Source organism: Pseudomonas sp. B20(2017) (assembly GCF_002113125.1).
GTDB lineage: Bacteria > Pseudomonadota > Gammaproteobacteria > Pseudomonadales > Pseudomonadaceae > Aquipseudomonas.
Genome location: NZ_NEJP01000011.1, coordinates 12,106 through 37,695, shown reverse-complemented (window position 1 = coordinate 37,695; position 25,590 = coordinate 12,106). Strand labels below are relative to the sequence as shown.

26 protein-coding genes are annotated in these 25,590 nt (G+C 60.6%); 13 read left to right on the top strand and 13 right to left on the bottom strand.

Going from position 1 to position 25,590, the window contains the following annotated elements:
* Nucleotides 1-596 precede the first annotated feature (596 nt).
* The gene (locus CAF63_RS16990; protein ID WP_011335069.1) at nucleotides 597-1,220 is read left to right on the top strand and encodes a glutathione S-transferase N-terminal domain-containing protein; all 624 of its coding nucleotides are present in this window, start codon (nucleotides 597-599) and stop codon (nucleotides 1,218-1,220) included.
* Nucleotides 1,221-1,354: 134 nt separating this feature from the next.
* Here CAF63_RS16990 and CAF63_RS16985 read toward each other — a convergent pair whose 3' ends face one another.
* Nucleotides 1,355-1,795: a CBS domain-containing protein gene (locus tag CAF63_RS16985; RefSeq protein WP_064380861.1), complete on the bottom strand. Its 441-nt coding sequence runs from the start codon at nucleotides 1,793-1,795 to the stop codon at nucleotides 1,355-1,357.
* A 189-nt stretch (nucleotides 1,796-1,984) separates the two neighbouring features.
* Here CAF63_RS16985 and CAF63_RS16980 point away from each other — a divergent pair, with 189 nt between their 5' ends.
* On the top strand, nucleotides 1,985-4,345 hold the full coding sequence (locus CAF63_RS16980; RefSeq protein WP_178081298.1) for a DNA polymerase II: 2,361 nt from the start codon (nucleotides 1,985-1,987) through the stop codon (nucleotides 4,343-4,345).
* Here the strand turns inward: CAF63_RS16980 and CAF63_RS16975 are convergent.
* The 3 genes from CAF63_RS16975 to CAF63_RS16965 all read right to left on the bottom strand — a co-directional run bounded on the left by CAF63_RS16975 (nucleotide 4,310) and on the right by CAF63_RS16965 (nucleotide 6,871).
* Entirely contained in the window at nucleotides 4,310-4,780 is a 471-nt protein-coding gene (locus tag CAF63_RS16975; RefSeq protein ID WP_085686615.1) for a DUF1810 domain-containing protein, read from the bottom strand. The genes CAF63_RS16980 and CAF63_RS16975 overlap by 36 nt on opposite strands.
* Before the next feature lie 29 nt (nucleotides 4,781-4,809).
* Nucleotides 4,810-5,631: an aldo/keto reductase gene (locus CAF63_RS16970; protein WP_085686613.1), complete on the bottom strand. Its 822-nt coding sequence runs from the start codon at nucleotides 5,629-5,631 to the stop codon at nucleotides 4,810-4,812.
* Nucleotides 5,632-5,722: 91 nt separating this feature from the next.
* Nucleotides 5,723-6,871 (bottom strand): aldose epimerase family protein, encoded by a 1,149-nt coding sequence (locus CAF63_RS16965; RefSeq protein ID WP_085686611.1) that lies wholly within the window; start codon nucleotides 6,869-6,871, stop codon nucleotides 5,723-5,725.
* A gap of 246 nt (nucleotides 6,872-7,117) precedes the next feature.
* Between CAF63_RS16965 and CAF63_RS16960 the strand changes: the two genes are divergently transcribed.
* The 4 genes from CAF63_RS16960 (at nucleotide 7,118) to CAF63_RS16945 (ending at nucleotide 10,833) form a co-directional block, all read left to right on the top strand.
* On the top strand, nucleotides 7,118-7,867 hold the full coding sequence (locus CAF63_RS16960; protein WP_085686885.1) for a hypothetical protein: 750 nt from the start codon (nucleotides 7,118-7,120) through the stop codon (nucleotides 7,865-7,867).
* An 81-nt stretch (nucleotides 7,868-7,948) separates the two neighbouring features.
* Nucleotides 7,949-9,163 carry an MFS transporter gene (locus tag CAF63_RS16955; protein ID WP_085686609.1) on the top strand — a complete coding sequence of 405 codons (1,215 nt, stop codon included), beginning with the start codon at nucleotides 7,949-7,951 and terminating at the stop codon, nucleotides 9,161-9,163.
* Between the two features lie 105 nt (nucleotides 9,164-9,268).
* Nucleotides 9,269-10,054 (top strand): sulfite exporter TauE/SafE family protein, encoded by a 786-nt coding sequence (locus tag CAF63_RS16950; protein ID WP_011335062.1) that lies wholly within the window; start codon nucleotides 9,269-9,271, stop codon nucleotides 10,052-10,054.
* Nucleotides 10,055-10,266: 212 nt separating this feature from the next.
* Nucleotides 10,267-10,833 carry a DUF4174 domain-containing protein gene (locus CAF63_RS16945; RefSeq protein WP_085686607.1) on the top strand — a complete coding sequence of 189 codons (567 nt, stop codon included), beginning with the start codon at nucleotides 10,267-10,269 and terminating at the stop codon, nucleotides 10,831-10,833.
* 70 nt (nucleotides 10,834-10,903) lie between these two features.
* On the opposite strand, the gene ampC is transcribed toward CAF63_RS16945, so the two are convergent.
* Entirely contained in the window at nucleotides 10,904-12,070 is a 1,167-nt protein-coding gene (ampC, locus tag CAF63_RS16940) for a class C beta-lactamase (RefSeq protein WP_085686604.1), read from the bottom strand.
* A 159-nt stretch (nucleotides 12,071-12,229) separates the two neighbouring features.
* On the opposite strand from ampC, the gene CAF63_RS16935 reads away from it, so the two are divergent.
* Entirely contained in the window at nucleotides 12,230-13,102 is an 873-nt protein-coding gene (locus CAF63_RS16935; RefSeq protein WP_085686602.1) for a LysR family transcriptional regulator, read from the top strand.
* Between the two features lie 121 nt (nucleotides 13,103-13,223).
* On the opposite strand, the gene gudD is transcribed toward CAF63_RS16935, so the two are convergent.
* Entirely contained in the window at nucleotides 13,224-14,567 is a 1,344-nt protein-coding gene (gene gudD, locus CAF63_RS16930) for a glucarate dehydratase (RefSeq protein ID WP_085686600.1), read from the bottom strand.
* Nucleotides 14,568-14,581: 14 nt separating this feature from the next.
* On the bottom strand, nucleotides 14,582-15,928 hold the full coding sequence (locus CAF63_RS16925) for an MFS transporter (RefSeq protein WP_085686598.1): 1,347 nt from the start codon (nucleotides 15,926-15,928) through the stop codon (nucleotides 14,582-14,584).
* 364 nt (nucleotides 15,929-16,292) lie between these two features.
* On the opposite strand from CAF63_RS16925, the gene CAF63_RS16920 reads away from it, so the two are divergent.
* Entirely contained in the window at nucleotides 16,293-17,006 is a 714-nt protein-coding gene (locus CAF63_RS16920; protein WP_085686596.1) for a FadR/GntR family transcriptional regulator, read from the top strand.
* 94 nt (nucleotides 17,007-17,100) lie between these two features.
* Entirely contained in the window at nucleotides 17,101-17,331 is a 231-nt protein-coding gene (locus tag CAF63_RS16915; RefSeq protein ID WP_085686594.1) for a hypothetical protein, read from the top strand.
* A gap of 35 nt (nucleotides 17,332-17,366) precedes the next feature.
* Here the strand turns inward: CAF63_RS16915 and yegQ are convergent, their stop codons facing one another.
* Nucleotides 17,367-18,695, bottom strand: coding sequence for a tRNA 5-hydroxyuridine modification protein YegQ (gene yegQ / locus CAF63_RS16910; protein ID WP_085686592.1), 1,329 nt, complete (start codon nucleotides 18,693-18,695; stop codon nucleotides 17,367-17,369).
* Between the two features lie 156 nt (nucleotides 18,696-18,851).
* Between yegQ and CAF63_RS16905 the strand changes: the two genes are divergently transcribed.
* Nucleotides 18,852-19,913, top strand: a complete 1,062-nt coding sequence (locus tag CAF63_RS16905; protein ID WP_085686590.1) for an AI-2E family transporter — start codon at nucleotides 18,852-18,854, stop codon at nucleotides 19,911-19,913.
* On the opposite strand, the gene CAF63_RS16900 is transcribed toward CAF63_RS16905, so the two are convergent.
* The 3 genes from CAF63_RS16900 to CAF63_RS16890 form a co-directional block, all read right to left on the bottom strand.
* Nucleotides 19,910-20,092 (bottom strand): hypothetical protein, encoded by a 183-nt coding sequence (locus CAF63_RS16900; protein ID WP_085686588.1) that lies wholly within the window; start codon nucleotides 20,090-20,092, stop codon nucleotides 19,910-19,912. The two genes, CAF63_RS16905 and CAF63_RS16900, sit on opposite strands and share 4 nt — an antisense overlap.
* A gap of 102 nt (nucleotides 20,093-20,194) precedes the next feature.
* Entirely contained in the window at nucleotides 20,195-20,389 is a 195-nt protein-coding gene (locus CAF63_RS16895; RefSeq protein ID WP_085686586.1) for a hypothetical protein, read from the bottom strand.
* Between the two features lie 257 nt (nucleotides 20,390-20,646).
* Complete coding sequence (locus tag CAF63_RS16890; protein WP_007951578.1) at nucleotides 20,647-20,997, bottom strand: hypothetical protein; 351 nt, start codon at nucleotides 20,995-20,997, stop codon at nucleotides 20,647-20,649.
* Nucleotides 20,998-21,251: 254 nt separating this feature from the next.
* Between CAF63_RS16890 and CAF63_RS16885 the strand changes: the two genes are divergently transcribed.
* Complete coding sequence (locus tag CAF63_RS16885) at nucleotides 21,252-22,070, top strand: shikimate 5-dehydrogenase (RefSeq protein ID WP_085686584.1); 819 nt, start codon at nucleotides 21,252-21,254, stop codon at nucleotides 22,068-22,070.
* Between the two features lie 189 nt (nucleotides 22,071-22,259).
* Complete coding sequence (locus CAF63_RS16880; RefSeq protein ID WP_085686582.1) at nucleotides 22,260-22,778, top strand: cupin domain-containing protein; 519 nt, start codon at nucleotides 22,260-22,262, stop codon at nucleotides 22,776-22,778.
* A gap of 16 nt (nucleotides 22,779-22,794) precedes the next feature.
* Here the strand turns inward: CAF63_RS16880 and CAF63_RS16875 are convergent, their stop codons facing one another.
* Nucleotides 22,795-23,445: a YceH family protein gene (locus CAF63_RS16875; RefSeq protein ID WP_085686580.1), complete on the bottom strand. Its 651-nt coding sequence runs from the start codon at nucleotides 23,443-23,445 to the stop codon at nucleotides 22,795-22,797.
* 126 nt (nucleotides 23,446-23,571) lie between these two features.
* On the opposite strand from CAF63_RS16875, the gene CAF63_RS16870 reads away from it, so the two are divergent.
* The gene (locus tag CAF63_RS16870; RefSeq protein ID WP_007951572.1) at nucleotides 23,572-24,081 is read left to right on the top strand and encodes a DUF1993 family protein; all 510 of its coding nucleotides are present in this window, start codon (nucleotides 23,572-23,574) and stop codon (nucleotides 24,079-24,081) included.
* 64 nt (nucleotides 24,082-24,145) lie between these two features.
* Here the strand turns inward: CAF63_RS16870 and sstT are convergent, their stop codons facing one another.
* Nucleotides 24,146-25,378 (bottom strand): serine/threonine transporter SstT, encoded by a 1,233-nt coding sequence (gene sstT / locus CAF63_RS16865; RefSeq protein ID WP_085686883.1) that lies wholly within the window; start codon nucleotides 25,376-25,378, stop codon nucleotides 24,146-24,148.
* Nucleotides 25,379-25,590: the final 212 nt, after the last annotated feature.

Below are 25,590 nucleotides of genomic sequence, written 5' to 3'. Positions count from 1 at the left end.
TGCGTGGCGGACTGATTTGGTGCGGGTCAGTGTTTTAGCGGGTCACAGGCGATTTTCCTTGTTTTTGTCTAAATAAAATCGGGCTCTGGGTAATGATTGATAGTGCAGTTTTGGTGCGCTTTGGACATTAATGCCGAACAGCAAAAGTTGTATCGATGTGCTATCTGAAAGTTATTGTCGAACAATGTGTTCTTGCATTCATTAATGCGGCGCGCACGCAATGACTTCTTGCGTGCTATTTAAAAAATAAATAGTGCAGGCGTTCAGGTAATAAAAGGAATGCACGGACTGTTCGCAGGACGAACACGACGCAGGTACAGGGGCACGAAGAGAAGAGTGTGGCGCAGCAGATGAAGATTCACGCGGTGAACTCCTTGTTGCCAGCTCGGATACGCGAACTTTTGGTTCGGTATCGCACCTTACAAGAACGCGGATAGCGTTCGCTGATTGCTCTTGGTGCGGGATGGGCACCGCCAGCGCTGTTTTGCGAGATCAGGGATTCGCAAGCTGCCGATGAATGCGCAATCCGTGCCAAATTCGATACAACAGCTATAAATAGGGCCAGGCAGGATGCCTTTCGCAGTGGAGGAGGGGATATGTATCAGCTCTACGGACATCGCAATTCAGGGGCGGCGGCCATCGAGGCGGCGCTCGAGTTGTGCCAGGTGGCTTACCGCTTCATCGATATCGAGGCCAGCGCGGAAGCGGCGCAGGAGCTGGCGCGGCTCAATCCGCTCAAACAGATCCCGACCCTGCAACTGCCGGACGGCAGTGTCATCACCGAAAGTGCGGCGATTCTGATTCATCTGGGGCAAAGCTTTGCGCAATCCGGCCTGCTGCCGGCCAACGGCGCTGACCGCGATCAGGCGATTCGGGGCCTGGTGTACATCGTCAGCAATTGCTATGCGGCCATCGGGATCATTGATTACCCGGAACGCTGGCTGGTGATGCCGGACGAGGCCTCGCGACAGAATCTGATGGCGGGTGCGCGGGAACGACTGCACTGGAGCTGGGAGGTGTTTGCCGATCAGTTCTCGGCAGAGCTGTACCTGGACGATGAAACACCGGGCGCACTGGATGTGCTGGCGGCGGTGGTCACGCGCTGGGCCGGTGCCCGCGAACACCTGCGCCAGGCCCGACCCGGTTTCCATGCGTGGCTGCAGCGCATCGACCGGCACCCGGTGCTGGCGCCGGTCTTTGCGCGGCATTGGCCCGGTTAAGAAATCGAATCAGATGGTGATCGTTCCCACGCTCTGCGTGGGAACGCCTCTTGTGACGCTCTGCGTCACGCTTTGGGACGCGGAGCGTCCCCGGCTGCATTCCCACGCTGAGCGTGGGAACGATCAAACAGGAATTATTCCCCGCGAATGTACTGCTCCAGCTGCTTGATCAGCTCGGCCTGTTCGGCAATCGCTTCCTTGACCAGGTCGCCGATCGACAGCAGGCCGATCAGTTTGCCGTTCTCCACCACGGGCAAGTGACGCAGGCGTTTGTCGGACATGATGCCCAGGCAAGTATCGACGGTCTGGTGGGTGTCCACCGTGATCACGTTCGCCACCATGATGTCGCGCACCGGCGTGCCCACCGAGGAGCGCCCGTGCAGCACCAGTTTGCGCGCGTAATCGCGCTCGCTGATGATGCCCACCACTTTGTCGTCTTCCACCACGAGCAGGGCGCCGACGTTCTTCTCGGCCATTTTCATCAGCGCTTCGAGCACCATGTGATCGGGTTTGATCTGGTGCACTTCCTGATTTTTCGGATCTTTGAGCTTGAGCAGCTGGGCGACGGTTTTCATGGCGGTTACTCAGGTGTTGTCGTTGTTCTCCAAGCATCGTAGACGCAGGCGCGCAGGGCAAGGCCGCAAAACGGCAGATAACACGCAAAAAACGTCATTTGACCGGGTTTTTCATGGCGAGGCCTTTGTCACGGGTTACGGCAATGCCGCGTAGAATGCCCGCCTGAATCAATTCCTGAGGTTGCAGTGGTGGATTTACAGCAGGGCTTCGTCCTGACCCGGCATTGGCGCGATACCCCGGCCGGCACCGAAGTCGAGTTCTGGCTGGCGACCGACGCCGGGCCGCGCCGTGTGCGCCTGCCGCATCAGCCGTCGGTGGCGTTCATCCCGGCGGCGCAGCGCGAGCAGGCCGAGCTTGTGCTGGCGGACGAAAAGAACGTCGAACTGCGCCCCTTGGCTTTGCAGGATTTCGAGCATCGCCCGGTGCTCGGGCTGTATTGCCAGCAGCACGGTCAGTTGATGCGTCTCGAAACCGCGCTCAACCGCCACGGTGTCGATGTCTACGAAGCCGATGTGCGACCGCCCGAGCGTTACCTGATGGAGCGTTTCATCACCGCGCCGGTGTGGTTCAGCGGCACGCCCGATGCCGACGGTGTGCTGCTCGACGCCCACCTCAAACCTTCACCCGACTATCGTCCGCAGCTGCGGCTGGTCTCGCTGGACATCGAAACCACCGAGCAGGGCGAGTTGTATTCCATCGCGCTGGAAGGTTGCGGCGAACGGCAGGTGTACATGCTCGGTGCGCCGAACGGCGATGACAGCATCGTCGACTTCGACCTCGAGTACTGCGAATCGCGCACCCTGATCCTCAAGAAACTCAATGACTGGTTCGCCCGCCACGACCCCGACGCGATCATCGGCTGGAACCTCGTGCAGTTCGATCTGCGCATCCTTCACGAACACGCCCGGCGCCTCGGCGTGCCGCTCAAGCTCGGGCGTGGCGGCGAGGAAATGCAGTGGCGCGAACACGGCAGCCGCAATCATTACTTCGCGGCAGCGGCAGGAAGGCTGATCATCGATGGCATCGAATCCCTGCGTTCGGCGACCTGGAGCTTTCCTTCGTTCAGCCTGGAAAACGTCGCCCAGACTTTGCTCGGTGAAGGCAAATCGATCGACAACCCGTACCAGCGCATGGACGAAATCAACCGCATGTTCGCCGAGGACAAACCGGCGCTGGCCAAGTACAACCTCAAGGACTGCGAACTGGTCACGCGGATCTTCGCCAAGACCGAGCTGCTGAAATTTTTGCTGGAGCGCGCCAGCGTCACCGGCCTGCCGGCGGATCGCAGCGGCGGTTCGGTGGCGGCGTTCACTCATTTGTACATGCCGTTGATGCACCGTCAGGGTTTCGTGGCGCCGAACCTTGGCACCAATCCGCCGCAGGCCAGCCCCGGCGGGTTTGTCATGGACTCGCAACCGGGGCTGTACGAATCGGTGCTGGTGCTCGACTACAAGAGCCTTTATCCGTCGATTATCCGCACCTTTCTGATTGATCCGGTGGGGCTGATCGAAGGCTTGCAGCATCCGGAAGACAGCGACTCGGTGCCGGGTTTTCGCGGCGCTCGTTTCTCCCGTACCCGGCATTGCCTGCCGTCCATCGTCGCCCGGGTCGCCGAGGGCCGGGAGACCGCCAAGCGCGAACACAACGCGCCGCTGTCCCAGGCGCTGAAGATCATCATGAACGCTTTCTACGGCGTGCTGGGTTCCAGCGGTTGCCGGTTTTTCGATACGCGACTGGCGTCCTCGATCACCCTGCGCGGCCACGAAATCATGCTGCGTACCCGGCAGTTGATCGAGGCCCAGGGGCATGCGGTGATCTATGGCGACACCGACTCGACATTTGTCTGGCTGCGTCGCCCCCACGGTCAGGAAGAGGCGGCGAACATTGGCCGGGCGCTGGTTCAGCACGTCAACGACTGGTGGCGCGAGCATGTGCGTGAGCAGTATGGGCTGGAAAGCGCCCTCGAATTGCAGTTCGAAACCCACTACAAACGCTTCCTGATGCCAACCATTCGCGGTGCCGAGGAGGGCAGCAAAAAGCGCTACGCCGGTCTGGTGACTCGTACCGACGGCAGTGAGGAAATGGTCTACAAAGGCCTGGAGACCGTGCGCACCGACTGGTCGCTGCTGGCCCGGCAGTTTCAGCAGGAGCTGTACGAGCGGATTTTCCAGCGCAGGCCGTATCAGGATTACGTGCGCGAGTACGTGCGCAAGACCCTGGCCGGTGAGTTCGACGAGCGACTGGTTTACCGCAAGCGCCTGCGCCGCACCCTCGACGACTACGAACGCAACGTACCGCCGCATGTTCGTGCCGCGCGGCTGGCCGACGATTACAACGCGCAACACGGTCGCCCACGGCAATACCAGAACGGTGGCTGGATCAGCTACGTCATCACCCTGGCCGGCCCCGAGCCGCTGGAAGTGCGCCGCGCCGCCATCGACTACGACCACTACATCACCCGCCAGCTGCAACCGGTGGCGGATGCGATCCTGCCGTTTGTCGATGACGATTTCTCAACCCTGATCGGGGGGCAACTGGGCCTGTTTTGAGTCCAGCAGTTGCAGGGTCCATTCGTCCTGGATGCCGTGGAAGTAACGTTCCAGCGCCTGATGCCATAGGCTGTCTTCGGCTGCGAACTGGGCGAACAGGGTCATCGATGAGTGGAATTTCAGGTCGTCCGGGTGGCCGAAGATTTCGGCAATCGAGCGTTGCTGCACATTCAGTACAAGCTGCGTGCAGGTCCGCAGACGGGCGCCGAGCAGTTCATGGGCCAGATAAGCTCGGGCTTCCCCGGCGGAGCTGATCGCGAACCGCCGCGACATCTCGCTGCCCCCGAGCCCGGCGAACTGCGGGAACACGAACCACATCCAGTGGCTGCGTTTGCGGCCCTCGTCGAGCTCGCGCTGGACCCGTTCGAACACCGGGTCCTGGGCGAGCACGAAGCGTTGCAGGTTGAATGGATCGTCCTGATCAGTGCTTCTCATGGCGAAGCCCTCTGTCAGTCGGCGGTGGCTCAGACCATGGCCAGCCGCTGCTTGCGTTGTGGCGCGTGAAACGCCTGGTCCAGCGCCGCCAGATCCCCGGCATCGAGTTGCAGTTGCGCGGCTTGTGCATTGAGCTGCACGTGTTCCGGGCGCACGGCCTTGGGAATCGCAATCACCCCATCCTGACGCAGAATCCACGCCAGCGAAACCTGTGCCGGGGTCACGCCGTGACGAGCGGCAATCTGTTTCAACACCGGCTCGGCAAGCATCGCGCCGCCCTGGCCGATCGGGCAGTACGCCATCAATGGCATGCGCTGTTGCTGGCACCACGGCAGCAGGTCGAATTCGATGCCGCGCTCCTCCAGGTTGTACAGCACCTGATTGGTCGCGCAGGCCGATGAAGACAGTTCCTCAAGATCATCGACGTCGAAGTTCGACACGCCCCAGCGGCCGATCTTGCCGTCTTCGCGCAAACGCTCGAAGGCCTCGACGGTTTCTTCCAGCGGATACTGGCCGCGCCAATGCAGCAGATAGAGATCGATGTAATCGGTGTCGAGCCGGCGCAGACTGCGCTCGCAGGCCTGGGGAATGCCTTTGCGGCTGGCGTTGTGCGGGTAGACCTTGCTCACCAGGAAGACTTGATCACGCAGGCCGGCAATCGCTTCGCCGACGACGGTTTCGGCACCGCCTTCACCGTACATTTCCGCAGTGTCGATCAAGGTCATGCCCAGTTCGATACCGCTGCGCAGTGCCGCCACTTCACGCTTGTGCGCCGAGCGGTCTTCGCCCATGCGCCAGGTGCCCTGGCCAATCACCGGAACCTGCACGCCAGCCAATTCGAGGGTACGCATTCAAACCTCCTTTCTGAAACGGTCGATACCTTGAGTGGGCAGCAGGATAGCCCACGGGTTCCGTCCGGTTCCAGAAAGGAGGCGGGAGTGGTTACTTGGCGGAAAACTTCAACACCACGCTCTGGGTGTAGGTCTGGCCGGGATCGAGGCGGGTGCTCGGGAAGTTCGGCTGGTTCGGCGAGTCCGGGTAGTGCTGTGTTTCCAGAGTGAACGCGCCCCAGTGCGGATAAACCTTGCCACCCTTGCCCTTGACCGTGCCGTCGAGGAAGTTGCTGGTGTAGAACTGCACGCCAGGTTCGGTGGTGAACAGTTGCAAGTGGCGGCCCGATTGCGGGTCGCTGACTTCGGCGGCGAGTTTGCTGACGTCCCCCTTGGTGTCCAGCGCCCAGTTGAAATCGAAACCACCCTGTTTTTCTTCGGCGAATTTCAGTTGCGGATGATCGGCCTTGATGTGCTGACCGATGGCGGTGGGTTTGGTGAAGTCCATCGGCGTGCCGGCCACGGGGGCCAGTTCGCCGGTCGGGATCAGTTTGGCGGTGACCGGGGTGTAATGGCTGGCGTGCAGGACGGCGACTTGCTTGAGGATGTCGCCATTGCCGGCGCCGGCGAGGTTGAAGTAGCTGTGGTTGGTCAGGTTGAGCACCGTGGGTTTGTCGGTGCTGGCCTTGTAGTCGATCCGCAGCTCGTTGCTGTCGGTGAGGCGGTAGGTCACTTCGGTGGTGAGGTTGCCGGGGAACCCCATTTCACCATCCGCCGACAGGTAGGTCAGGGTCACGCCCACCGAATCCTTGTCTTTGGTTTCCGTTGCCTTCCAGACCTTTTTGTCGAAACCCTGCGTGCCGCCGTGCAAGGCGTTGGTCTTGTCGTTCTGCGGCACTTGATAGCGTTTACCGTCGAGTTCGAAGGCACCATCGGCAAGACGATTGCCGAAGCGGCCGATGGTGGCGCCGAAGTACGCGGTGCCTTTCTGGTAACCCTGCACATCGTCGAAACCGAGGACGATGTCGTCGAGCTTGCCGTGTTTGTCCGGCACTTGCAGCGCCTGCAAGGCGGCGCCGTAGGTGATGACCGTGGCCTGCATGCCGTGGCTGTTGCGCAGGATGTATTGCTCGACGGGCGTGCCGTCATTGGTCTTGCCGAAGGCTTTGTGTTCGCTGGACAGGCCGGCGGCCTGGGCGGAGAGAGTGGCGATCATCAGGGACAGTCCGAGGCCGCAGAGTGAGTGTCGGGATTGAAGCATGGTTGACCTTCCTTTTTGTTGTTGTTTTAAAAATCTCTAAATAGTCATGCTAATTGATGTTCAAGTGAAGATTTATAGCGGATTAAACGGTTAATGCAAAAATAAAGTCGGACTAAATTGCTTGGGCAGTGTGCACCGAAGATCGGGAGTCCACGCCGGCACTGCACTTTTGCGAAATCCCCGGCTCTATCCATGGCCAGGGTGCGGTGACTTCCGCCGCACAGGAACGTGTCCGTCAAAGAATTCATGCCGAGAGTTTTGCACCCCATCGCTGCATTCATTCATCGCCCGTGCCTGCTGCTGGCCTGCCTGTCGACGCTGTTGCTCGGCGGTTGCAGCCATCAGGACGGCAACAATTTCATCACCCAGATGCGCGAGGGCAGGCCGCAGGAGTTTCTTCAGACCAGCGTCGATCGCATGGCCACGCTGGCGATGCGCGACAACCTCGACAGCCTCTATCGCTTGATGGGCAAGTTGTACCTGCGCAACCCGGACGAGTTGCGCAAATCCGGTTTTCTCGACATTCGCACCGCGGTCAAACAGGTGCGGCTGGCTGTCGAACAGCAACAACCGTTGCCGACCCTCGGCGGCAAAAAAGACCTGGCCGCGCTGAGCTATGCCATGAGCCCTGAATTTCTCGGCGACCGCGTCGGCGCATTCATCTATGCGATCGGCAGCATGCTGGTCACCGCCCACGGCAACCGCACCGAGTTCTACATGACTGATGCGATCAACCCGACCTTCGTCAACAACGCCGCGCGCAACATCGAGAAAGCCACGTGGATCCTCGCCCAGCGGCAGAACAAGGAAGGCCAGCCGCTGCTGTTCTCCAACGAGATTTCCGAGGAGGGCAGCAACCTGAGCTTCGCCACGGAGTTCGGCAAAATCGTGGCGCGCCTTGATTTGCTGACCCAGATGCTCGATGAGCGCTACCGGCGCATTGGTCTGAATTACGCCCAGAGCCTGCTGTTTTTGAATTTTTTGCCAGTGCAGTGAGCCAGGTCGGTTAGAGTGGCGGACGATCGTGTTTGTATACAATCTTTCGTCCGATTTGACTCAATGGGAGCTGCACCCGTCATGACCGACCCCGCAAGCGCCGAATACTCGAACCTGGAACGAGCCGCCCGCACGGACAAACTGCCTTACGCCGCGCTGCTGGCGTTTGCCATGACCGGCTTCATCGCCATCCTCACCGAAACCCTGCCTGCCGGCCTGTTGCCGCAGATCGGCGCCGGCCTGGGCGTCAGCGAAGTGCTGGCCGGGCAACTGGTGACGCTGTATGCGCTGGGCTCGATTGTCGCGGCGATTCCGCTGACGGTCGCTACCCGAGGCTGGGGGCGCAAGCGGGTGCTGCTGATGACGGTCGGCGGGTTTCTGCTGTTCAACACCATCACCACGTTTTCCAGTCATTACGGACTGACGCTGGCCTCGCGGTTTCTGGCCGGGATGGCGGCGGGGCTGTCGTGGGGGATCATGGCCGGTTACGCGCGGGGGATCGTGCCGGTGCATCAACAGGGTCGGGCGCTGGCGATTGCCATGCTTGGCACGCCGGTGGCCTTGTCGCTGGGTACGCCGGCCGGCACCTGGCTGGGCAATGCGATCGGCTGGCGCGCCTCGTTCGGGATCATGTCGGCACTGGCGCTGGTGCTGGCGGCGTGGATCGTTATCGCCGTGCCGGATCGCCCGGGCCAGACTCGCGCGGAACGGTTGCCATTGATTCAGTCGCTGCGTCTGCCCGGCGTGCGCCCCGTGCTGTTTGTGGTGCTGACCTGGATGCTCGGCCACAACATTCTCTACACCTACATCGCCCCGTTCCTGACGCAGGCCGGTCTTGGCGCGCGGGTCGATCTGGTGCTGCTGGTCTTCGGTCTGTGCTCGTTGCTGGGGATCTGGATCATCGGCCTGTTGGTGGATCGTTGGCTGCGCGGGCTGGCGCTGATCAGTCTCGCGGTGTTTGCCGTGACCGCACTGGTGCTGGCACTGGTCGCGCCGTCGCCCTGGCTGATTTACGCGTGCATGGCGGTGTGGGGGTTGTCGTTTGGCGGTTCGGCGACGTTGCTGCTCACCGCGGCAGCGGACTCTGCCGGTGAACATGTCGATGTGGTACAGGCGATGCTCACCACCTCGTGGAACGTGGCGATTGCCGGAGGCGGGTTGTTTGGCGGGTTGCTGCTGGATCGGGCGGGGGCGATGTCGTTTCCGTGGGCGTTGCTGATTCTGTCGCTGATCGCGCTGGCGACGGTCTGGCTCAACAGCAGCCACAGTTTCAAACCGGGACAGCGGGGGCACTGATGCTCAATAAATGGCATAACGATAGATCCGATCGATATAGGGCGTTATAAGAAAACTGGTTATGCTGCGGGCCGGATTTTTCCTGTGGTTGGTCTGGACGTCTTAATGGAATTGGCAAATTTCGGCCTGGTGATTGCCGGGCTGGTCGTGGGGTTCATCGTGGGCATGACCGGTGTCGGCGGCGGTTCGTTGATGACGCCGATCCTGCTATGGTTCGGCATCAATCCGGCTACGGCGGTGGGCACGGATCTGCTGTACGCCGCCATCACCAAATCCAGCGGCGTGCTGGTCCACAGGAAGAACAAGAACATCGACTGGGCCATCACTGGCTGGCTGACCCTGGGCAGTGTCCCGGCGGTGGCGATGACCTTGTGGTTCCTCAGCACTCTGCACACCGCGCCGGATGCGATGAACGCCATCATCAAGCAAGCGCTGGGCTTCGTGCTGTTCGCCACGGCGCTGGCGATTCTGTTCAAGAAGCGCCTGCTGGAGTTCGCCCATAAACGCGCCGGCGGCAACTACAACCCGAGCGGCGCGCGCCTGAATGTCATGACCGTGATCACCGGTCTGATCCTCGGCACCATGGTCGCCCTGACCTCCATTGGCGCCGGAGCCCTCGGCACCGTCGCACTGTTCATCCTCTATCCGCTGTTGCCGACCCGGCGTCTGGTCGGCACCGAAATCGCCCACGCCGTTCCGCTGACCTTGGTCGCCGGCCTCGGCCACGCGAGCATGGGCAACATGGACTGGGGCGTGCTGGGCTTTCTGCTGGTCGGCTCGTTGCCTGGTATCTGGCTCGGCAGCCACCTGACCGGCCGCGTCTCCGATGAACTGCTGCGCCCGTGCCTGGCGACGATGCTGGTGTTGATCGGTTACAAGCTGGCGTTCTGATCGGCGAGCATCTATGACCCCGAAGGCTCAAGCATCCGGCTGACGCGGTCATAAAAGGTAAACAAACGGGCGACAGGATCGCGCCCGTCCGGTTGCGCAAAACCGGTGCTGACCTAAGCTTTGGGCAAGGCGAAACACTTTTGCCGGGCACCACCCGGAACAATCGCCACGATGCGCAATCATTAGAGCGTGGATATCAAAAGGAGATGCGCATGCTCATCAGGTCACTGACCCTGACACTCTTGCTGGCGATTGCCGGCCCCCTGTTCGCCGCTGATGGCGATTCCCCTCTGGACATCGACAAGGGCATTAACCGCCCGGTGATCGTGATCGCTTCCAGTACGGTCGATTCTTATTGGGTCAGCCTGAAAAAAGCGCTGGACGACCCGGCCAACAAACAAGGCATCGCCGACCGCAAGATCAAGGTTTATACCATCCTGAGCATGAGCGGTCAGGTCGATGGCAAAAGCATGGAGCAGCAGCAGACCATGGCGTTGCTGCGCTCGCTGAAGCTGGGCGCCGGGGCGTATCCGAAGGTCTTTCTGGTGGGCAAGGATGGCGAGACCAAACTGACGGCTTCGGGGGATGAAGCGGCGGCGGTCGACCTGAAGAAGATTTTCGACACCATTGATGCGCTGCCTGCCGCCGAGAAAGAAACCACTTCCACCGTGGTCACTGCCCCGGCTGCTGCAGAACCTGCGCCGGCCAAGGGTGCGAAAGGGACCAAACCGACGAAGCCGACCAAACCGGCCAAGCCGCCGGAAATGCCGGATGATTGAAGGCCTGATTCAGGCGGGAACAGAAAGGAAAAATGGGCGACCTTCTCAGGTCGCCCATTTTTTTGCGTGGTTACCGCGTCAACTCACCCAGAATCTTGTGCGCAATCTTCACCCGCTCTCCATTCGGGTAATTACGGTTCGCCAGAATCACGATCCCGACTTTTTTCGACGGCACGAACGCGACATACGCGCCATAGCCAGCGGTGGAGCCGGTCTTGTTCAGCAGCACGTTCGCCGGTTCAGGCTGTGGCGGATTCAGCCATTTGACCTTGTGCGGTTCCATGGCCATCGGCGTCGAGTTGCCGTCCAGCAGGCGTTCGAGGCTGATCGGGTAGGCGTAGCGTTCCCAGCCCAGGCCCTGGGTCATGTCGCCGACGGTGTAGTAGCCGGTGTGGGTGAGGGCGATGGCTTTTTGCAGGGGGGTTTCGAGTTTGGCGGTGTTGAGGTTGGACTGGACGTATTGCAGCAGGTCGGCGGCGCTGGTTTTTACGCCGTAGGCTTCGGAGTCGAGGGCGCCGGGGCTGACTCGAACCGGTTTGTTGTTCTTGTCATAGCCCTGGGCGTAGAGCTTTTGTTCCGACGCCGGCACCGACAGGAAGGTGTGCTTGAGCCCGAGTTTCGGCAGCAGGGTTTCGGTCATGACCTGATTGAACGGTTGACCGAGGCTTTTTGCGGCCAGGTAGCCGAACAGGCCGATGCTCGGATTGGAATACAGGCGATGGCTGCCGGCCGGATAAGTCGGTTTCCACCGTTGGTAATAGCCGAGCATCTTGTCGGAAGAATCCGCGGCATCCGGGAATTGCAGCGGCAGACCCCCGGCGCTGTACGTGCCCAGTTGCAGCAGGCTGATGTGGTCAAAAGCGCTGCCTTTGAGTTCGGGCCAGTGCTGGCTGGCCTTGTCGGAGAATTCCAGTTTGCCGCTGGCCTGGGCGTAGGCGGCGAGGGTCGCGGTGAAGGTTTTGCTCACCGAGCCGATTTCGAACAGGGTGTTTTCACTCACCGCTTGCCCGGTGCTTTTGTCGGCGACACCGTAGTTAAAGTAATGCGCTTTGCCGTCGACGGTCACGGCTACAGCCAGCCCCGCAATGTCCTGCTGCTGCATGACCGGAGTCACAGTGGCTTTGACCAGCGCCTGCAACTGATCGTCGGTTTGTGGGGCGGCCAGGCAGGTGGCGGCGCTGAAGAAAAGTCCGATAGCGCTGAAGGGCTTGAGTTTGTTCAGGTTGATCGAAGACATGCTTGAACCACTCTCCATGAGTGTTGATGGTGTTATCCCGCTACACTGCGAGCGTTTTTTCATCGGGTTGCTGATCAGCGCCGCAAATCTAGGCAGTCCGACGGTATTCGACAAACGATGAAAACTCGGACGAGCCATTAGAAAAATTTGGGATCTGGCATGATTCGACCTCAATTGCCGTTGAATGCGTTACGCGCTTTTGAAGCTTCTGCGCGCCACCTGAGCTTCACCCGTGCGGCCGTGGAGTTGTGCGTGACCCAGGCGGCCGTCAGCCATCAGGTCAAAAGCCTCGAGGCGCAACTCGGCGTGATCCTGTTCAAACGCTTGCCCCGTGGGCTGATGCTGACCGGCGAGGGCGAAACCCTGATGCCGGTGCTGACCACCTCGTTCGATCATATCGCGCAGATGCTCGAGCGTCTGGCGGGCGGGCAATATCGGGAAATGCTCACGGTCGGCGCGGTGGGCACTTTCGCGGTGGGCTGGTTGTTGCCGAGGCTGGCAGACTTTCAGGCGAAACATCCGCTCATAGATTTGCGGCTGTCGACCAACAACAACCGGGTGGATGTCGCCGCCGAGGGACTGGATTACGCGATCCGGTTTGGCGCCGGGGCGTGGCACGGTATCGAGGCGACCCGCTTGCTGGAGGCGCCGTTGTCGGTGCTCTGCGTGCCGGAAATCGCCCGGCAACTGCACACGCCGGGGGACCTTTTGCAGCAGCGTTTGCTGCGTTCCTATCGCACCGATGAGTGGCCGGAATGGTTTCACGCGGCGGGTCTGGCGACGCATGCCGCGCCGCCCCAGAGCATTGTGTTCGACTCGTCGCTGGCGATGATGGAAGCGGCGCTGCAGGGCGGCGGGGTGGCACTGGCGCCGCCGTTGATGTTTGCCCGACAACTGGCGGCGGACCTGATCCGCCAACCCTTTGCCATCGAAATCACCACCGGCAGCTATTGGCTGACGCGCTTGCAGTCACGGCCGGAGACGTCGGCGATGGCAGCGTTCAAGCATTGGTTGCTGGAAATTTCAGACTAGTGAACGTCCTTGTGGGAGCGAGCTTGCTCGCGAAGACGGCCTCAAATTCGAAAGAATTATCGACTGACACTCCGCCATCGCGAGCAAGCTCGACCCCACAGGGTATTGCGGTGAATCCGGCTTAGCGCACCAGACACGGCTTCTTGTTATCGAACGTCCAGCCCGGAATCAGAAACTGCATCGCCACGCTGTCATCCCGCGCGCCGAGCCCCATGCCTTTATAGAGTTCGTGGGCCTTGGCCACCTGGTCCATGTCCAGTTCCACGCCCAGCCCCGGTTTCTTCGGCACTTGCACGCAGCCGTCGACGATCGGCAGCGGCGCCTTGGTCAGGCGCTGGCCGTCCTGCCAGATCCAGTGGGTGTCGATGGCGGTGATGTCGCCCGGCGCGGCGGCCGCGACGTGGGTGAACATCGCCAGGGAAATGTCGAAGTGGTTGTTGGAGTGCGAGCCCCAGGTCAGGCCCCATTCGTGGCACATCTGCGCCACGCGCACCGAGCCCTGCATGGTCCAGAAGTGCGGGTCGGCCAACGGGATGTCCACCGACTGCAACTGAATCGCGTGGCCCATTTCGCGCCAGTCGGTGGCGATCATGTTGGTGGCGGTTTTCAGCCCGGTGGCGCGACGGAATTCAGCCATCACTTCACGGCCCGAGTAACCGTTTTCCGCACCGCACGGGTCTTCGGCGTAGGCCAGCACATGATGCTGGTCGCGGCACAGACGGATCGCTTCTTTCAGTGACCATGCGCCGTTCGGATCAAGAGTGATGCGTGCCTCGGGGAAGCGTTCGGCCAGTGCGGTCACCGCTTCGATTTCGGCATCGCCGCTGAGCACGCCGCCCTTGAGCTTGAAGTCCTTGAAGCCATACCGCGCGTGGGCAGCCTCGGCCAGACGCACCACCGCGTCGGCGGTCATGGCTTTCTCGTGACGCACGCGGAACCAGTCGTTGTCGGCATCCGGTTCGCTGCGGTAGGCGAGGTCGGTTTCCCGGCGATCGCCCACGTAGAACAGATAACCGAGCATCTTCACTTCATCACGCTGCTGGCCTTCGCCGAGCAATGCCGCCACCGGCACGTCGAGGTGCTGGCCGAGCAGGTCGAGCAGGGCGGCTTCCAGTCCGGTGACCGCGTGAATGGTGATGCGCAGGTCGAAGGTTTGCAGGCCACGGCCACCGGCATCACGGTCGGCGAAAGTCTGGCGCACCTGATTGAGGATCTTCTGATAAGTACCGATCGGGCTGCCGACCACCAGGTTGCGGGCGTCTTCGAGGGTCTGGCGGATGCGTTCGCCGCCGGGCACTTCACCGACGCCGGTGTGGCCGGCGTTGTCCTTGAGAATGACGATGTTGCGGGTGAAAAACGGCCCGTGGGCGCCGCTCAGGTTGAGCAGCATGCCGTCGTGGCCGGCCACCGGGATGACTTGCATCTCGGTGATGATCGGGGCTTTGGCGATGTCGTGTGCGGTCATGTGTGGTTGTCCTTTCAAGCGTGTTTCGGCGTGGCGTCAGCCACGGCGACGTCAGGTGCGGATTTGGGTGTCATGCGGGCGGCGAACACGATGATCGCAGCGATGATCGAGGTCGCGGCCAGACCATAGAGGCCACCCTGGATCGAACCGGTGTGTTGTTCCAGCAGGCCGAACGTGGTCGGGGCGACGAAGCCGCCGAGGTTGCCCACCGAGTTGATCAGCGCGATGACGGCAGCGGCGATCCGTGCGTCGAGATAAGCCTGCGGAATCGGCCAGAACAGCGACGAAGCGGATTTGAAACCCAGTGCAGCAAAGCAGATCGCGACGAAGGCAAAAATCGGCCCTCCGGTGGTGGACATGAACATCCCCGCAGCGGCGATCAGCAATGCAGTGGCGACCCACGCCTGCTGGTGTTTCCACTTCGCCGAGAACGAGGCGAACGCATACATGCCGATGATCGACAGCAGCCATGGAATCGAGTTGAACAGGCCGACCTGGAAATCGCTCATCTCGCCCATCTTCTTGATGATGCTCGGCAGCCAGAAGGTCGCGGCATAGATGGTTAATTGAATGAAGAAGTAGATCAGGCAGAACAGAATGATCTGGCGATCCTTGAGCAGTTTGCCCAGCGACGGCCGGATCGGGGTCGCGGCTTCGCGGGCCTTTTGCTCATCGTCGATGGCTTTGACCAGCGCATCCTGCTCGGCGCGGGTCAGCCACTGGGCGTCGTGGGGTTTGGCATCGAGCCAGAACCAGACGAATACGCACAGGCCGACCGAGAACATCCCTTCAATGAAATACATCCACTGCCAGCCATGCATACCCAAGCCTTCGATCTGCAACAGCAGGCCGGACAACGGGCCGGAAATCAGCGAGGCCACGGCCGAACCGCTGAGGAAGATCGCAATCGCCTTGCCGCGCTCGGCACCCGGCAACCAGCGCGTGAAGTAGTAGATCACCCCAGGAAAGAACCCGGCCTCGGCCACGCCCAACAGAAATCGCAGGATGTAAAAGTGTGTTTCGTTCTGGATGAACGCCATGCCGGCGGCCACCAGACCCCAGGTGAGCATGATGCGGGTCAGCCAGATTCGCGCGCCGACCTTTTGCAGCAGCATGTTGGAAGGGACTTCGAACAGCGCGTAACCGATGAAGAACAGACCGGCACCGAAACCGTAGGCCGCGGCACCGATGCCGAGGTCGTGTTCCATGTGAGTGCGGACGAAGCCGATGTTCACCCGGTCAATGTAATTGACGATGAACATGATGACGAACAGCGGCAGGACGTGGCGTTTGACTTTGGCAATGGCGGAGGACAGCACGGAATCGGCGCCCTCGTTCATCCCGGCAATGGATGATTTCACTTGGTTTTCTCCCACTCGTTATTTTTATGCGGGGTATGTCTGGTGTTGCGTTGTTGATAGACATCATACAACTAGATTTTTTTGTCCTACAAGCGGGAGTGCTCAATCAAATTTGTCTACGGAGAGCGGTTTTTATGCTTTTTCAGATTTGGAGTGCCGTATTTGTTGGGTTTTAGAAAGGATGTGTTAGGCGTTGTGTAGAATTTTTGGTCATTGATTGTGGGGTGATTGCCCATTGCTGTGGAGGGTTTTCTAGCTGAAATTGAGAGTTGTCATACAAGTTAAGCGCCGGAATTCATAGGAGCTCATACAAGTCATCGCGTCCAGTGCTACGATCGGCTTGCCCCGATCACCGGAACCGACCATGCAAGAAGACCTCGACGCTCCCGCCCGCAAACGCGCGCATAACCTGGCCCATGACCTGGTGGAAAAACTCACCCAGAGCATCCTGCTCGGCCAGATGCTGCCCGGTGACAAGCTGCCGTCAGAGAACTCGATCGTTCAGGAACACGGGGTCAGTCGCACCGTGGTGCGCGAGGCGATTTCCAAGTTGCAGGCATCGGGGCTGGTGGCGACGCGGCACGGCATCGGCACCTTCGTGATCGAGCGCGCGCCGGAGCAGGGATTGCGACTGAATGTCGACACCGCGCTGGGAGTGCGCAGCATTCTCGAATTGCGCATGGGGCTGGAGACTCAAGCGGCTGCACTGGCGGCGCAGCGCCGTACCGAGCAACAGTTGGTGCAGATGCGTCAGGCGCTGGACGACTATCAGCGTCTATTGGCCAACAACGACAGTTGCGTCGAAGCCGACCGGCGCTTCCACCTGTTGATTGCCGAAGCCACCGGCAATGTCTGCTTCACCGAAATCATGCAGCACCTGGGCAGTGCGATGATCCCGCGCACCCGGGTCAATGCGGCCGAACGCGGCGCCGTGGATTTGAGCAAGCTCGGACAACTGGCGAATCTTGAGCATGAGGCGATCCTCAACGCGATCAAGCGTCAGGATCCGGACGCGGCCCGTGCGGCGATGTGGCTGCACCTGACCAACAGTCGTGACCGGTTTTCAGCCACGAGCTGAATGCCGCTGGTCTGTTCGATAGCACGCCCGGTGCGGCGGCACTTCCAACGAGTACGACCCGGATATTCCGGGCCTCACTCATTGAGGTGCAATCATGGCTGACGATACGCTGTTTCAGGGAGGCACGGCTCCAACCGACCCTACCCGCAAAGTCCCCGGTACGGGTGAGCCGACGCTGGCCGATCACGAGATGCCGCCGGGCGTCATGCCCGGGCGCGACCCGTTGAGCGATGCCGACCGGCCGGAAGACTGGAAGGATCCGACGTCCGATGAAGACATACCGCCGGCTGATGAGCCGACACCGCTGTCCGATGACAGGCGCTGAACAAAACCTGGCTGATTGCCGGTTTTTTTGATGCTTTAATCCGCGCCGAGATTGCGCATCAACAAGCCGAAGCGCAAATCCACCGCATCTGGAATCGGCAGATACACCATGTGGCCGTCCCCCGGCGCCACATCGATGGCTTCGCCCTTGAGGTTCTGCAATTCATGCAGATCAAAGTGGAAGTTGCCCTTGGGCGTCATCAGTTCCAAGTGATCGCCCAGCGCAAAGCGGTTCTTCACTTTCACCTCGGCCAGACGATCCCGGCGCTCGCCGGTCAACTCGCCCACAAACTGCTGACGCTCCGATACCGAGCTGCCGTTCTGGTAGTTCTGATATTCGTCGTGCACATGCCGACGCAGGAAACCTTCGGTATAGCCGCGCTGGGCGAGGGATTCCAGATCGGTCATCAGGCTGCGGTCGAATTCGCGACCGGCCACCGCATCGTCGATGGCGCGGCGATAGACCTGGGTCGTGCGCGCGCAATAGAAGTGCGATTTGGTCCGGCCTTCGATCTTCAGTGAATGCACGCCCATGCGGGTCAGGCGTTCGACGTGCTGCACCGCACGCAGGTCCTTGGCGTTCATGATGTAGGTGCCGTGCTCGTCTTCGAAGGCCGGCATCAATTCGCCGGGGCGGTTGGCTTCCTGCAACAGGAACACCTGATCGGTGGGGGCGCCGAGGCCGAGGGTCGGTTGCGGTTCGAAGGTCTGCACGATTTCGCCGAGCTGGTTTTCGGTCGCTTCCTGCGCCGAGTACTTCCAGCGGCAGGCGTTGGTGCAGGTGCCCTGATTGGCATCGCGCTTGTTCATGTAGCCCGAGAGCAGGCAGCGGCCGGAATAGGCCATGCACAGTGCGCCGTGCACGAACACTTCCAGCTCCATGCCCGGCACTTGCTCGCGGATTTCGCCGATTTCTTCCAGCGACAATTCACGGGACAGGATGATCCGGCTCAACCCCTGTTGCTGCCAGAACTCGACGCTCGCCCAGTTCACCGTGTTGGCCTGCACTGACAGGTGGATCGGCATCTGCGGGAAGTGTCGGCGCACCAGCATGATCAGGCCGGGGTCGGACATGATCAGTGCGTCTGGCGCCATCTCGATCACCGGCGCCAGGTCCTTGAGGAAGGTCTTCAGTTTGGCGTTGTGCGGCGCGATGTTGACCACCACGTAGAAGCGCTTGCCCTGGGCCTGGGCTTCACGAATGCCGAGCGCGAGGTTGGCGTGATCGAACTCGTTGTTGCGCACCCGCAGGCTGTAGCGCGGCTGCCCGGCGTATACCGCATCGGCGCCGTAGGCGAAGGCGTAACGCATGTTTTTCAGGGTGCCGGCGGGGGCGAGCAGTTCGGGCTTGAAGGCGGTGTTCATGGCGGCATCGCTCGCAAAAGCGCGGCAGGGTAGAGCAGTTGTACCGAGGGTTTATTGATCTGGATCTATGCTCCATGAAGAAACAGGGCACTCGCGCGGCCGCAGGCTGACTAAACGGGACGGGCGCGGGTGGCGCCTGACTGACCTGGACCGGACATGAACCAAAAGAGTCTGCAATTCAAATCCCTCACCGTGCTGCTGTTTCTGGTGACGGTCGCCTTCATCTGGATCCTGCTGCCGTTCTACGGTGCGGTGTTCTGGGCGGTGATCCTCGGCATCCTGTTCGCACCGATGCAGCGCCAGTTGCAACTGAAATTCGGCTGGCAACGCAACCTCACATCACTGTGTACCTTGAGCATCTGCCTGGTGATCGCGATCCTGCCGGTGATCGTCATCAGCGTGCTGCTGGTGCAGGAAGGGGCGACGCTCTACGACAACATCGAAAGCGGCAAGCTCGATATCGGCGCATATCTGGCGCAGTTCAAGCACAGTCTGCCGCCGTACTTTCAGCACCTTCTCGACCGCTTCGGATTGGGCGAGCTCAATGCCTTGCGCGAGAAGATCGTCAAGGCCTCGATGCAGGGCAGTCAGGTGCTGGCGAGCCAGGCGTTCAGTTTCGGCCAGGGTACGTTCGAGTTCGTGGTGAGTTTCTTCATCATGCTGTACTTGTTGTTTTTCTTTCTGCGCGATGGTGCCGATCTGGCGCGCAAGGTGCGCACGGCGATACCGCTGGAAGAACATCACAAGCGTCGTTTGCAGCTGAAATTCAACCGTGTGGTGCGCGCGACGGTAAAGGGCAACCTCGTGGTCGCGATTACTCAAGGGGCTTTGGGCGGGGCGATATTCTGGTTTCTCGACATTCCCAGCGCGTTGCTCTGGGCGGTGCTGATGGCATTTCTGTCGCTGTTGCCGGCAGTGGGGGCGGGGATCGTCTGGGCGCCAGTGGCGGTGTACTTCCTGCTCAGCGGGATGATCTGGCAGGGCGTGGTGCTGGGGCTATTCGGGGTGTTCGTGATCGGTCTGGTGGACAACCTGCTGCGCCCGATCCTGGTGGGCAAGGACACCCGGATGCCGGACTACATGATCCTGATCTCGACCCTGGGCGGGTTGGCCGTCTTCGGGCTCAACGGTTTCGTGATCGGGCCGCTGATCGCTGCATTGTTCATGTCGAGCTGGGCGCTGTTCATCGAAACCAGACCGAAAGTGCAGCTGCCCTAAGCCTTGAACGGGTCGTTGAGCAGTTGTTGCGACAGCGCCTGTGCCGCTGGCAAGGACGTGAGCGGGCCGCTGACGGGCTCGCCGTCGCGCACTAGATACCAGCATGCGAGCAGGCCCAACTCTCTGAGGGATGCGGGAACGGCGCTACCGATAACGGACATGATTTGAACCTGAGCCATGAAAAGTACCTCCATCAATCTGTGGAGCTACCTTAGGGAATTGGCCGTTTCAGGGACAATCAACGCTTTCGATAGTGGACATTGACGCCGCTGAGGGCTGGTTCAATCCACCACTTGATCGAGCATGTGCACGATCTCGTGTTCGTTGAGAAAACCCTTGCGCACCAGGTTTTCCGCCAGCAGCGAGAGAAATTTCGCCGTGCGGTGGCCTTCCAGGTGCTTGAGTTCGGTCAGGGTGTTGTAGACCTTGCTCGAAGTGCATAAGCCGACGATACGGTGAGGATTCTGTGTAGGCATTCAAGTCGTCCTTGTTGTTATCAACCTGTTGTATGCGGACGGATTCAGAGTGCAGTTCCGTCATGACAAATAGATGACCGTTGTGTTTTGCCCCTCACGGTCGAGTCCATCATGCCGACTTTAGCGGTTCAAACTGTCCCCACAACGACCTTGGCGAAATTTTTTCAGACCTTGGCCGACGGACGGTCTGCTTTTCCGCCGGCAATAATATGCGCGCAATAAAAAGCCCCGCTATCAAGCGGGGCCTTGTGTACCGGTTACCAACGCGGACCACCGTAGTAGTGTGGCCGACCGTAGTAACCACGCGGCGGACCGTAATACACCGGGGCCGGTTGGACGTAGACCGGTTGCTGCACATAAACCGGGGCCGGCTGGTAGTAGACCGGTGGTGGCGGTTGCTGCACGTAGACCGGTGCCGGTTGAGCGTAAACAGGCTGTTGGACGTACACCGGCCGATCCTGGTTGATGAGCGCCGAGCCGATGATGGCCGAGCCGACGATCGCACCAAATACCGCCGGGCCCTGCCAGCCACCGCCGTGGGCTTCTGCCTGACCCGTGATCGCGAATGCACCAATCAACAAGGCCACGATGGGGAGTTTACGAATCATGATAATTCCTCGGTTCTTCGACCCGGCGTCCGGGCCTGCAACAGGCTCGGGATGGCGCGGGGATACTTCTAAGACAGCAACATTTTGAAAAACAGCACGGCCGCTAGGTAAATTTTGTGTAAGGTCTGTACCGGTTTGTTTACCGGATTTCCGGCATAGGCTGTGATGCCCGGAACAGACCGCCTTATGATCGTTCAGAACCCGATGGCCTGGCTAATCCCGTCCATCCGAAAGTGCATTCGAAGGAGCCTCCCATGCAGATGAACCCCAACAAAGACACCCAACTGTGCATGTCCCTGTCTGGGCGTCCCGGGAATTTCGGTCTGCGTTTTCATAACCATTTGTATGAACAACTGGGCCTGAATTTCTATTACAAGGCGTTCAGCAGCCAGGACCTGACCGGAGCGGTCGGCGGGATCCGCGCGCTGGGGATTCGCGGTTGCGGGGTGTCGATGCCGTTCAAGGAAGCGAGCATTGCGCTGGTCGATGAACTGGATGCTTCGGCGGCAGCGATCCAGTCGATCAACACCATCGTCAACACCAACGGCCATCTCAAGGCCTACAACACCGATTACATTGCCATCGTCCAGTTGCTGGAAACTCACGCGGTGCCGAAGGACACGACTTTCGCCCTGCGCGGCAGCGGCGGCATGGCCAAGGCGGTGGCCAGTGCCTTGCGCGATGGCGGTTACAAAAACGGTTTGATCGTGGCCCGCAATGAGCGCGCCGGCCGTGCGCTGGCGGATTCTCTGGGTTATCGCTGGCAGGCAGAACTGGGCGATGAGCGTCCGCAGATGCTGGTCAACGTCACCCCGGTGGGCATGGACGGCGGCCCGGAGGCGGGTCAGCTTTCTTTTGAAGTGGATGTGATCAAGTCTGCAGACACTGTGTTCGATGTGGTAGCGATCCCCTCGGAAACCCCGCTGATCGTGCGCGGTCGTGCCGAAGGTAAAAAGGTGATCACCGGGCTGGAAGTGATCGCGATTCAGGCGCTGGAGCAGTTCGTGCTGTACACCGGCGTGCGGCCGACGGTCGAGCAGTTCGATGCGGCGGTGGCGTTTGCCCGTAGCTAAAAGGCTTGGAGAGGCGGTGCCTGATCGGTCTTTTTCGCGAGCAAGCTCGCTCCCACAGTGGAAATGCATTTCAATGTGGGAGCGAGCTTGCTCGCGAAGGCCGCGACATGGTTTTTGATCCGAACAGTTTGCCTATACTGCCGGATCAGCAAGCACAGACTTGCCCATCACAAAAGAGCCGAGGCCTGCATGCATCCGCCCATTCTCAACCTGAATGACGTCGAACTCGAACCGCTTCCCGAAGCCCTGGCCCCCGAGGGTGAAACCGCCGGGCGCTATCACCAGCGTTTGGCCCGGGTCGGCCAGCAACTGGGTGCACAGAAGCTGGGTTATCGACTTTATGCGCTGCCGCCGGGCATGCGCGGCAGTCCGTTTCACAGTCATCGGGTCAATGAGGAAATGTTCTACGTGGTGGCCGGGGAAGGGGAGGTGCGCTTGGGCGCCGAACGTTTCCCGATCCGCGCCGGCGACGTGATTGCCTGCCCACCGGGCGGCCCGGAAGCGGCGCATCAGATCATCAACACCAGTGCTGCGGAACTGCGCTATCTGGCAGTCAGCACCCAGCAACAACCGGAAATCTGCGAGTACCCGGACTCGAACAAATACGCGGTGATGGACAACTTCAGCATCGATGCCGAAGGTAATGCCTCGGGATTCGTCGCGGTGGCGCGGCAGGCGGACGGGGTGGATTACTGGGACGGCGAATAACGCCGCCCCGATGCGCTTATTCTTCGAGGCGGGCCAGACGCTCTTCCAGCGCCGCAATCCGCGCTTCCAGCTCTTCGATGCGCTCCACTGACACGCCGCTGGCAGCCCCGCGATCACTCGGGTTCTGCCGCGCCGCGATAATCGCCTCAATGTCCGCCGGATCGCCCAGCGCGTGGGTGTAGCGATCTTCGCGCTGGCCGGCCTGACGCGGAATCAACACCGCCAGTTCCCGTGCGATCAGGCGTTCCAGCTGATGCACCACTTGTTCCGCATCTTCGAACTCATGCATGCGACCGCTGCGGGTCAGCAGTTCGTTGACGGTCTGCGGGCCGCGCAGGAACATCAACCCGGTCAGGATCAACTGCGCCGGCACCAGCTCCAGCGCCTTGTCGACCTTGTGCTCCCAGCGGTCGGCGCGACTGCCCATCACCAGCTTGGCAAAGCCGCGGCTTTCGAGGGCGCGCAGGCTCTGGCCGACCTGGCCCTGGGTCAGGTTCATGACCGGTTCCCGGCTGGTTTTCTGATTGCAGGCCAGTACCAGCGCGTTGAGGGTCAACGGGTAGGTTTCCGGGCTGGTGGCCTGTTTCTCGATCAACGAGCCCAGAATGCGGATTTCCATGGCGTTGAGCCGTGGTTCGTCGGAGCGGGTTTCAAATTCTGTGGTCATCGCGCGTTCCCTCTGCAGTCGAAGGCGCCTAGCCTAATCCTTGCTGGATAAAAGACAAGCCGCGCCGCCGTGCGAGCATGGCTATAATCGCCCCCACGATTCACCCAGCCACCACGTGAGACTGCCATGACCATTTCCCTGTACGCCGCATCCGTCCCGGTTTTCCAACAAATGCTCAACGCCGTGAGCGATGTGCTGAAAAAGGCTGAAGCCCACGCCACCGAGAAAAACATCGACCCGAACGCCTTCCTGCAAGCGCGTCTTTACCCGGACATGTTCCCGCTGGTGCGTCAGGTGCAGATCGCTGTGGACTTCGCCAAAGGCGTGTCCTCGCGTCTGGCCGAAATCGAAATCCCGAAATATGACGACACCGAAACCACCTTCGCCGAGCTGCAAGCGCTGATCGCCAAGGTTCTGGCCTTCATTGGCGAGATCAAGCCAGAGCAGATCAATGGCAAGGAAGGCATCGAGATCGTGACTCGTCCAGGCACGCCGAAAGAGAAGCGCTTCAGTGGCCAGGCTTACCTGCTGAGCTACGGCCTGCCGCAGTTCTTCTTCCACGTCACCACCACCTACGCACTGCTGCGTCACAACGGTGTGGAAGTCGGTAAGCGCGATTACATGGGCGCGTTCTAAACGTTCTGCAACAAAAAGCCCGCCAAGGTTTGCGCCTTGGCGGGCTTTTTGTTGCGCCGGTTTTTTACGCCGGACGCTGGTTTTTTTGCTCTTCGCCCAGGCACGCAGCGGCGGTGAACAGCACGTCGGTGGAGGAATTCAGCGCCGTTTCGGCCGAGTCCTGCAGCACACCGATGATGAAACCGACCGCCACCACCTGCATGGCGATTTCGCTCGGGATGCCGAACAGGCTGCACGCCAGCGGGATCAACAGCAGCGAGCCACCGGCCACGCCCGAGGCACCGCAGGCGCAGATCGCGGCGACGACGCTGAGCAGGATCGCGGTCGGGATGTCCACGGCAATGCCCAGGGTGTGCACGGCAGCGAGGGACAGCACGGTGATGGTGATCGCCGCGCCGGCCATGTTGATGGTGGCGCCGAGCGGGATCGATACCGAGTAGGTGTCTTCATGCAGGCCCAGGCGCTTGCTCAATTCCAGGTTGACCGGAATGTTCGCCGCCGAGCTGCGGGTGAAGAATGCGGTGATGCCGCTTTCGCGCAGGCACTGGAGTGTCAGTGGGTAAGGGTTGCGACGCAGCTTCCAGAACACAATCAGCGGATTCATCACCAGCGCCACGAACAGCATGCAGCCGAGCAGCACTGCCAGCAGATGCGCATAACCGATCAATGCTCCAAACCCGGAGGTGGCCAGGGTCGATGCCACCAGGCCAAAAATACCCAGCGGTGCGAAACGGATGACCACCCGAACAATCACCGTCACGCCGTTGGACAGATCCCCCAGCACTTCGCGGGTGGTGTCGCCGGCGTGCCGGATCGCCACGCCCATGCCGATGGCCCAGGCCAGAATGCCGATGAAATTGGCGTTCATCAGTGCGCTCACCGGGTTGTCGACCACGCTCAACAACAGGCTTTGCAGCACTTCACTGATGCCGCCCGGCGCGCTTACCGCGATGTTGTCGGTGGACAGCACCAGATGCGACGGGAACATCATGCTGGCAATCACCGCGACCACGGCAGCGGCGAAGGTGCCCAGCAGATACAGGAACAGGATCGGCCGGATGTGGGTTTCCTGGCCGTGCTTGTGGTTGGCAATCGACGCCATGACCAGCACGAACACCAGGATCGGTGCCACGGCCTTCAACGCCGAGACGAACACCTTGCCGATGAAGGCCGTGGCTTTGGCCGCTTCCGGCGCGAACAGCGCGAGCGCGATGCCGGCAATCAGGCCGATCAGGATCTGGGTCACCAGGCTGAGGCTTTTAAGACGTTGCAATAGAGAAGGGGATGAAGCGGTCATGAACGGCATCTCTGTTTTTTATAGGGTGCAAGGTTGCGCAATCCGGGCGTTGAATCGGGGCAGGCCACAGACACGAACCAAAAGGACTGACGCGCCAGCCACGCCGTTAAACGGGTGGTTGAACAGGGTGTACGTTTCGCAGGGCGCGGACTTTATCACAGCGTCGTCCGATTCCTTCAGGCATGTGACGATCTGCCACCGGAACCCTCTGC

Bases quoted from the DNA above. Each gene is read 5' to 3' on its own strand.
- CAF63_RS16990 (WP_011335069.1), top strand. From the start codon at position 597: ATGTATCAGCTCTACGGACATCGCAATTCAGGGGCGGCGGCCATCGAG.
- CAF63_RS16985 (WP_064380861.1), bottom strand. From the start codon at position 1,795: ATGAAAACCGTCGCCCAGCTGCTCAAGCTCAAAGATCCGAAAAATCAG.
- CAF63_RS16975 (WP_085686615.1), bottom strand. From the start codon at position 4,780: ATGAGAAGCACTGATCAGGACGATCCATTCAACCTGCAACGCTTCGTG.
- CAF63_RS16970 (WP_085686613.1), bottom strand. From the start codon at position 5,631: ATGCGTACCCTCGAATTGGCTGGCGTGCAGGTTCCGGTGATTGGCCAG.
- CAF63_RS16965 (WP_085686611.1), bottom strand. From the start codon at position 6,871: ATGCTTCAATCCCGACACTCACTCTGCGGCCTCGGACTGTCCCTGATG.
- CAF63_RS16960 (WP_085686885.1), top strand. From the start codon at position 7,118: ATGCCGAGAGTTTTGCACCCCATCGCTGCATTCATTCATCGCCCGTGC.
- CAF63_RS16955 (WP_085686609.1), top strand. From the start codon at position 7,949: ATGACCGACCCCGCAAGCGCCGAATACTCGAACCTGGAACGAGCCGCC.
- CAF63_RS16950 (WP_011335062.1), top strand. From the start codon at position 9,269: ATGGAATTGGCAAATTTCGGCCTGGTGATTGCCGGGCTGGTCGTGGGG.
- CAF63_RS16945 (WP_085686607.1), top strand. From the start codon at position 10,267: ATGCTCATCAGGTCACTGACCCTGACACTCTTGCTGGCGATTGCCGGC.
- ampC (WP_085686604.1), bottom strand. From the start codon at position 12,070: ATGTCTTCGATCAACCTGAACAAACTCAAGCCCTTCAGCGCTATCGGA.
- CAF63_RS16935 (WP_085686602.1), top strand. From the start codon at position 12,230: ATGATTCGACCTCAATTGCCGTTGAATGCGTTACGCGCTTTTGAAGCT.
- gudD (WP_085686600.1), bottom strand. From the start codon at position 14,567: ATGACCGCACACGACATCGCCAAAGCCCCGATCATCACCGAGATGCAA.
- CAF63_RS16920 (WP_085686596.1), top strand. From the start codon at position 16,293: ATGCAAGAAGACCTCGACGCTCCCGCCCGCAAACGCGCGCATAACCTG.
- CAF63_RS16915 (WP_085686594.1), top strand. From the start codon at position 17,101: ATGGCTGACGATACGCTGTTTCAGGGAGGCACGGCTCCAACCGACCCT.
- yegQ (WP_085686592.1), bottom strand. From the start codon at position 18,695: ATGAACACCGCCTTCAAGCCCGAACTGCTCGCCCCCGCCGGCACCCTG.
- CAF63_RS16905 (WP_085686590.1), top strand. From the start codon at position 18,852: ATGAACCAAAAGAGTCTGCAATTCAAATCCCTCACCGTGCTGCTGTTT.
- CAF63_RS16900 (WP_085686588.1), bottom strand. From the start codon at position 20,092: ATGGCTCAGGTTCAAATCATGTCCGTTATCGGTAGCGCCGTTCCCGCA.
- CAF63_RS16895 (WP_085686586.1), bottom strand. From the start codon at position 20,389: ATGCCTACACAGAATCCTCACCGTATCGTCGGCTTATGCACTTCGAGC.
- CAF63_RS16890 (WP_007951578.1), bottom strand. From the start codon at position 20,997: ATGATTCGTAAACTCCCCATCGTGGCCTTGTTGATTGGTGCATTCGCG.
- CAF63_RS16885 (WP_085686584.1), top strand. From the start codon at position 21,252: ATGCAGATGAACCCCAACAAAGACACCCAACTGTGCATGTCCCTGTCT.
- CAF63_RS16880 (WP_085686582.1), top strand. From the start codon at position 22,260: ATGCATCCGCCCATTCTCAACCTGAATGACGTCGAACTCGAACCGCTT.
- CAF63_RS16875 (WP_085686580.1), bottom strand. From the start codon at position 23,445: ATGACCACAGAATTTGAAACCCGCTCCGACGAACCACGGCTCAACGCC.
- CAF63_RS16870 (WP_007951572.1), top strand. From the start codon at position 23,572: ATGACCATTTCCCTGTACGCCGCATCCGTCCCGGTTTTCCAACAAATG.
- sstT (WP_085686883.1), bottom strand. From the start codon at position 25,378: ATGACCGCTTCATCCCCTTCTCTATTGCAACGTCTTAAAAGCCTCAGC.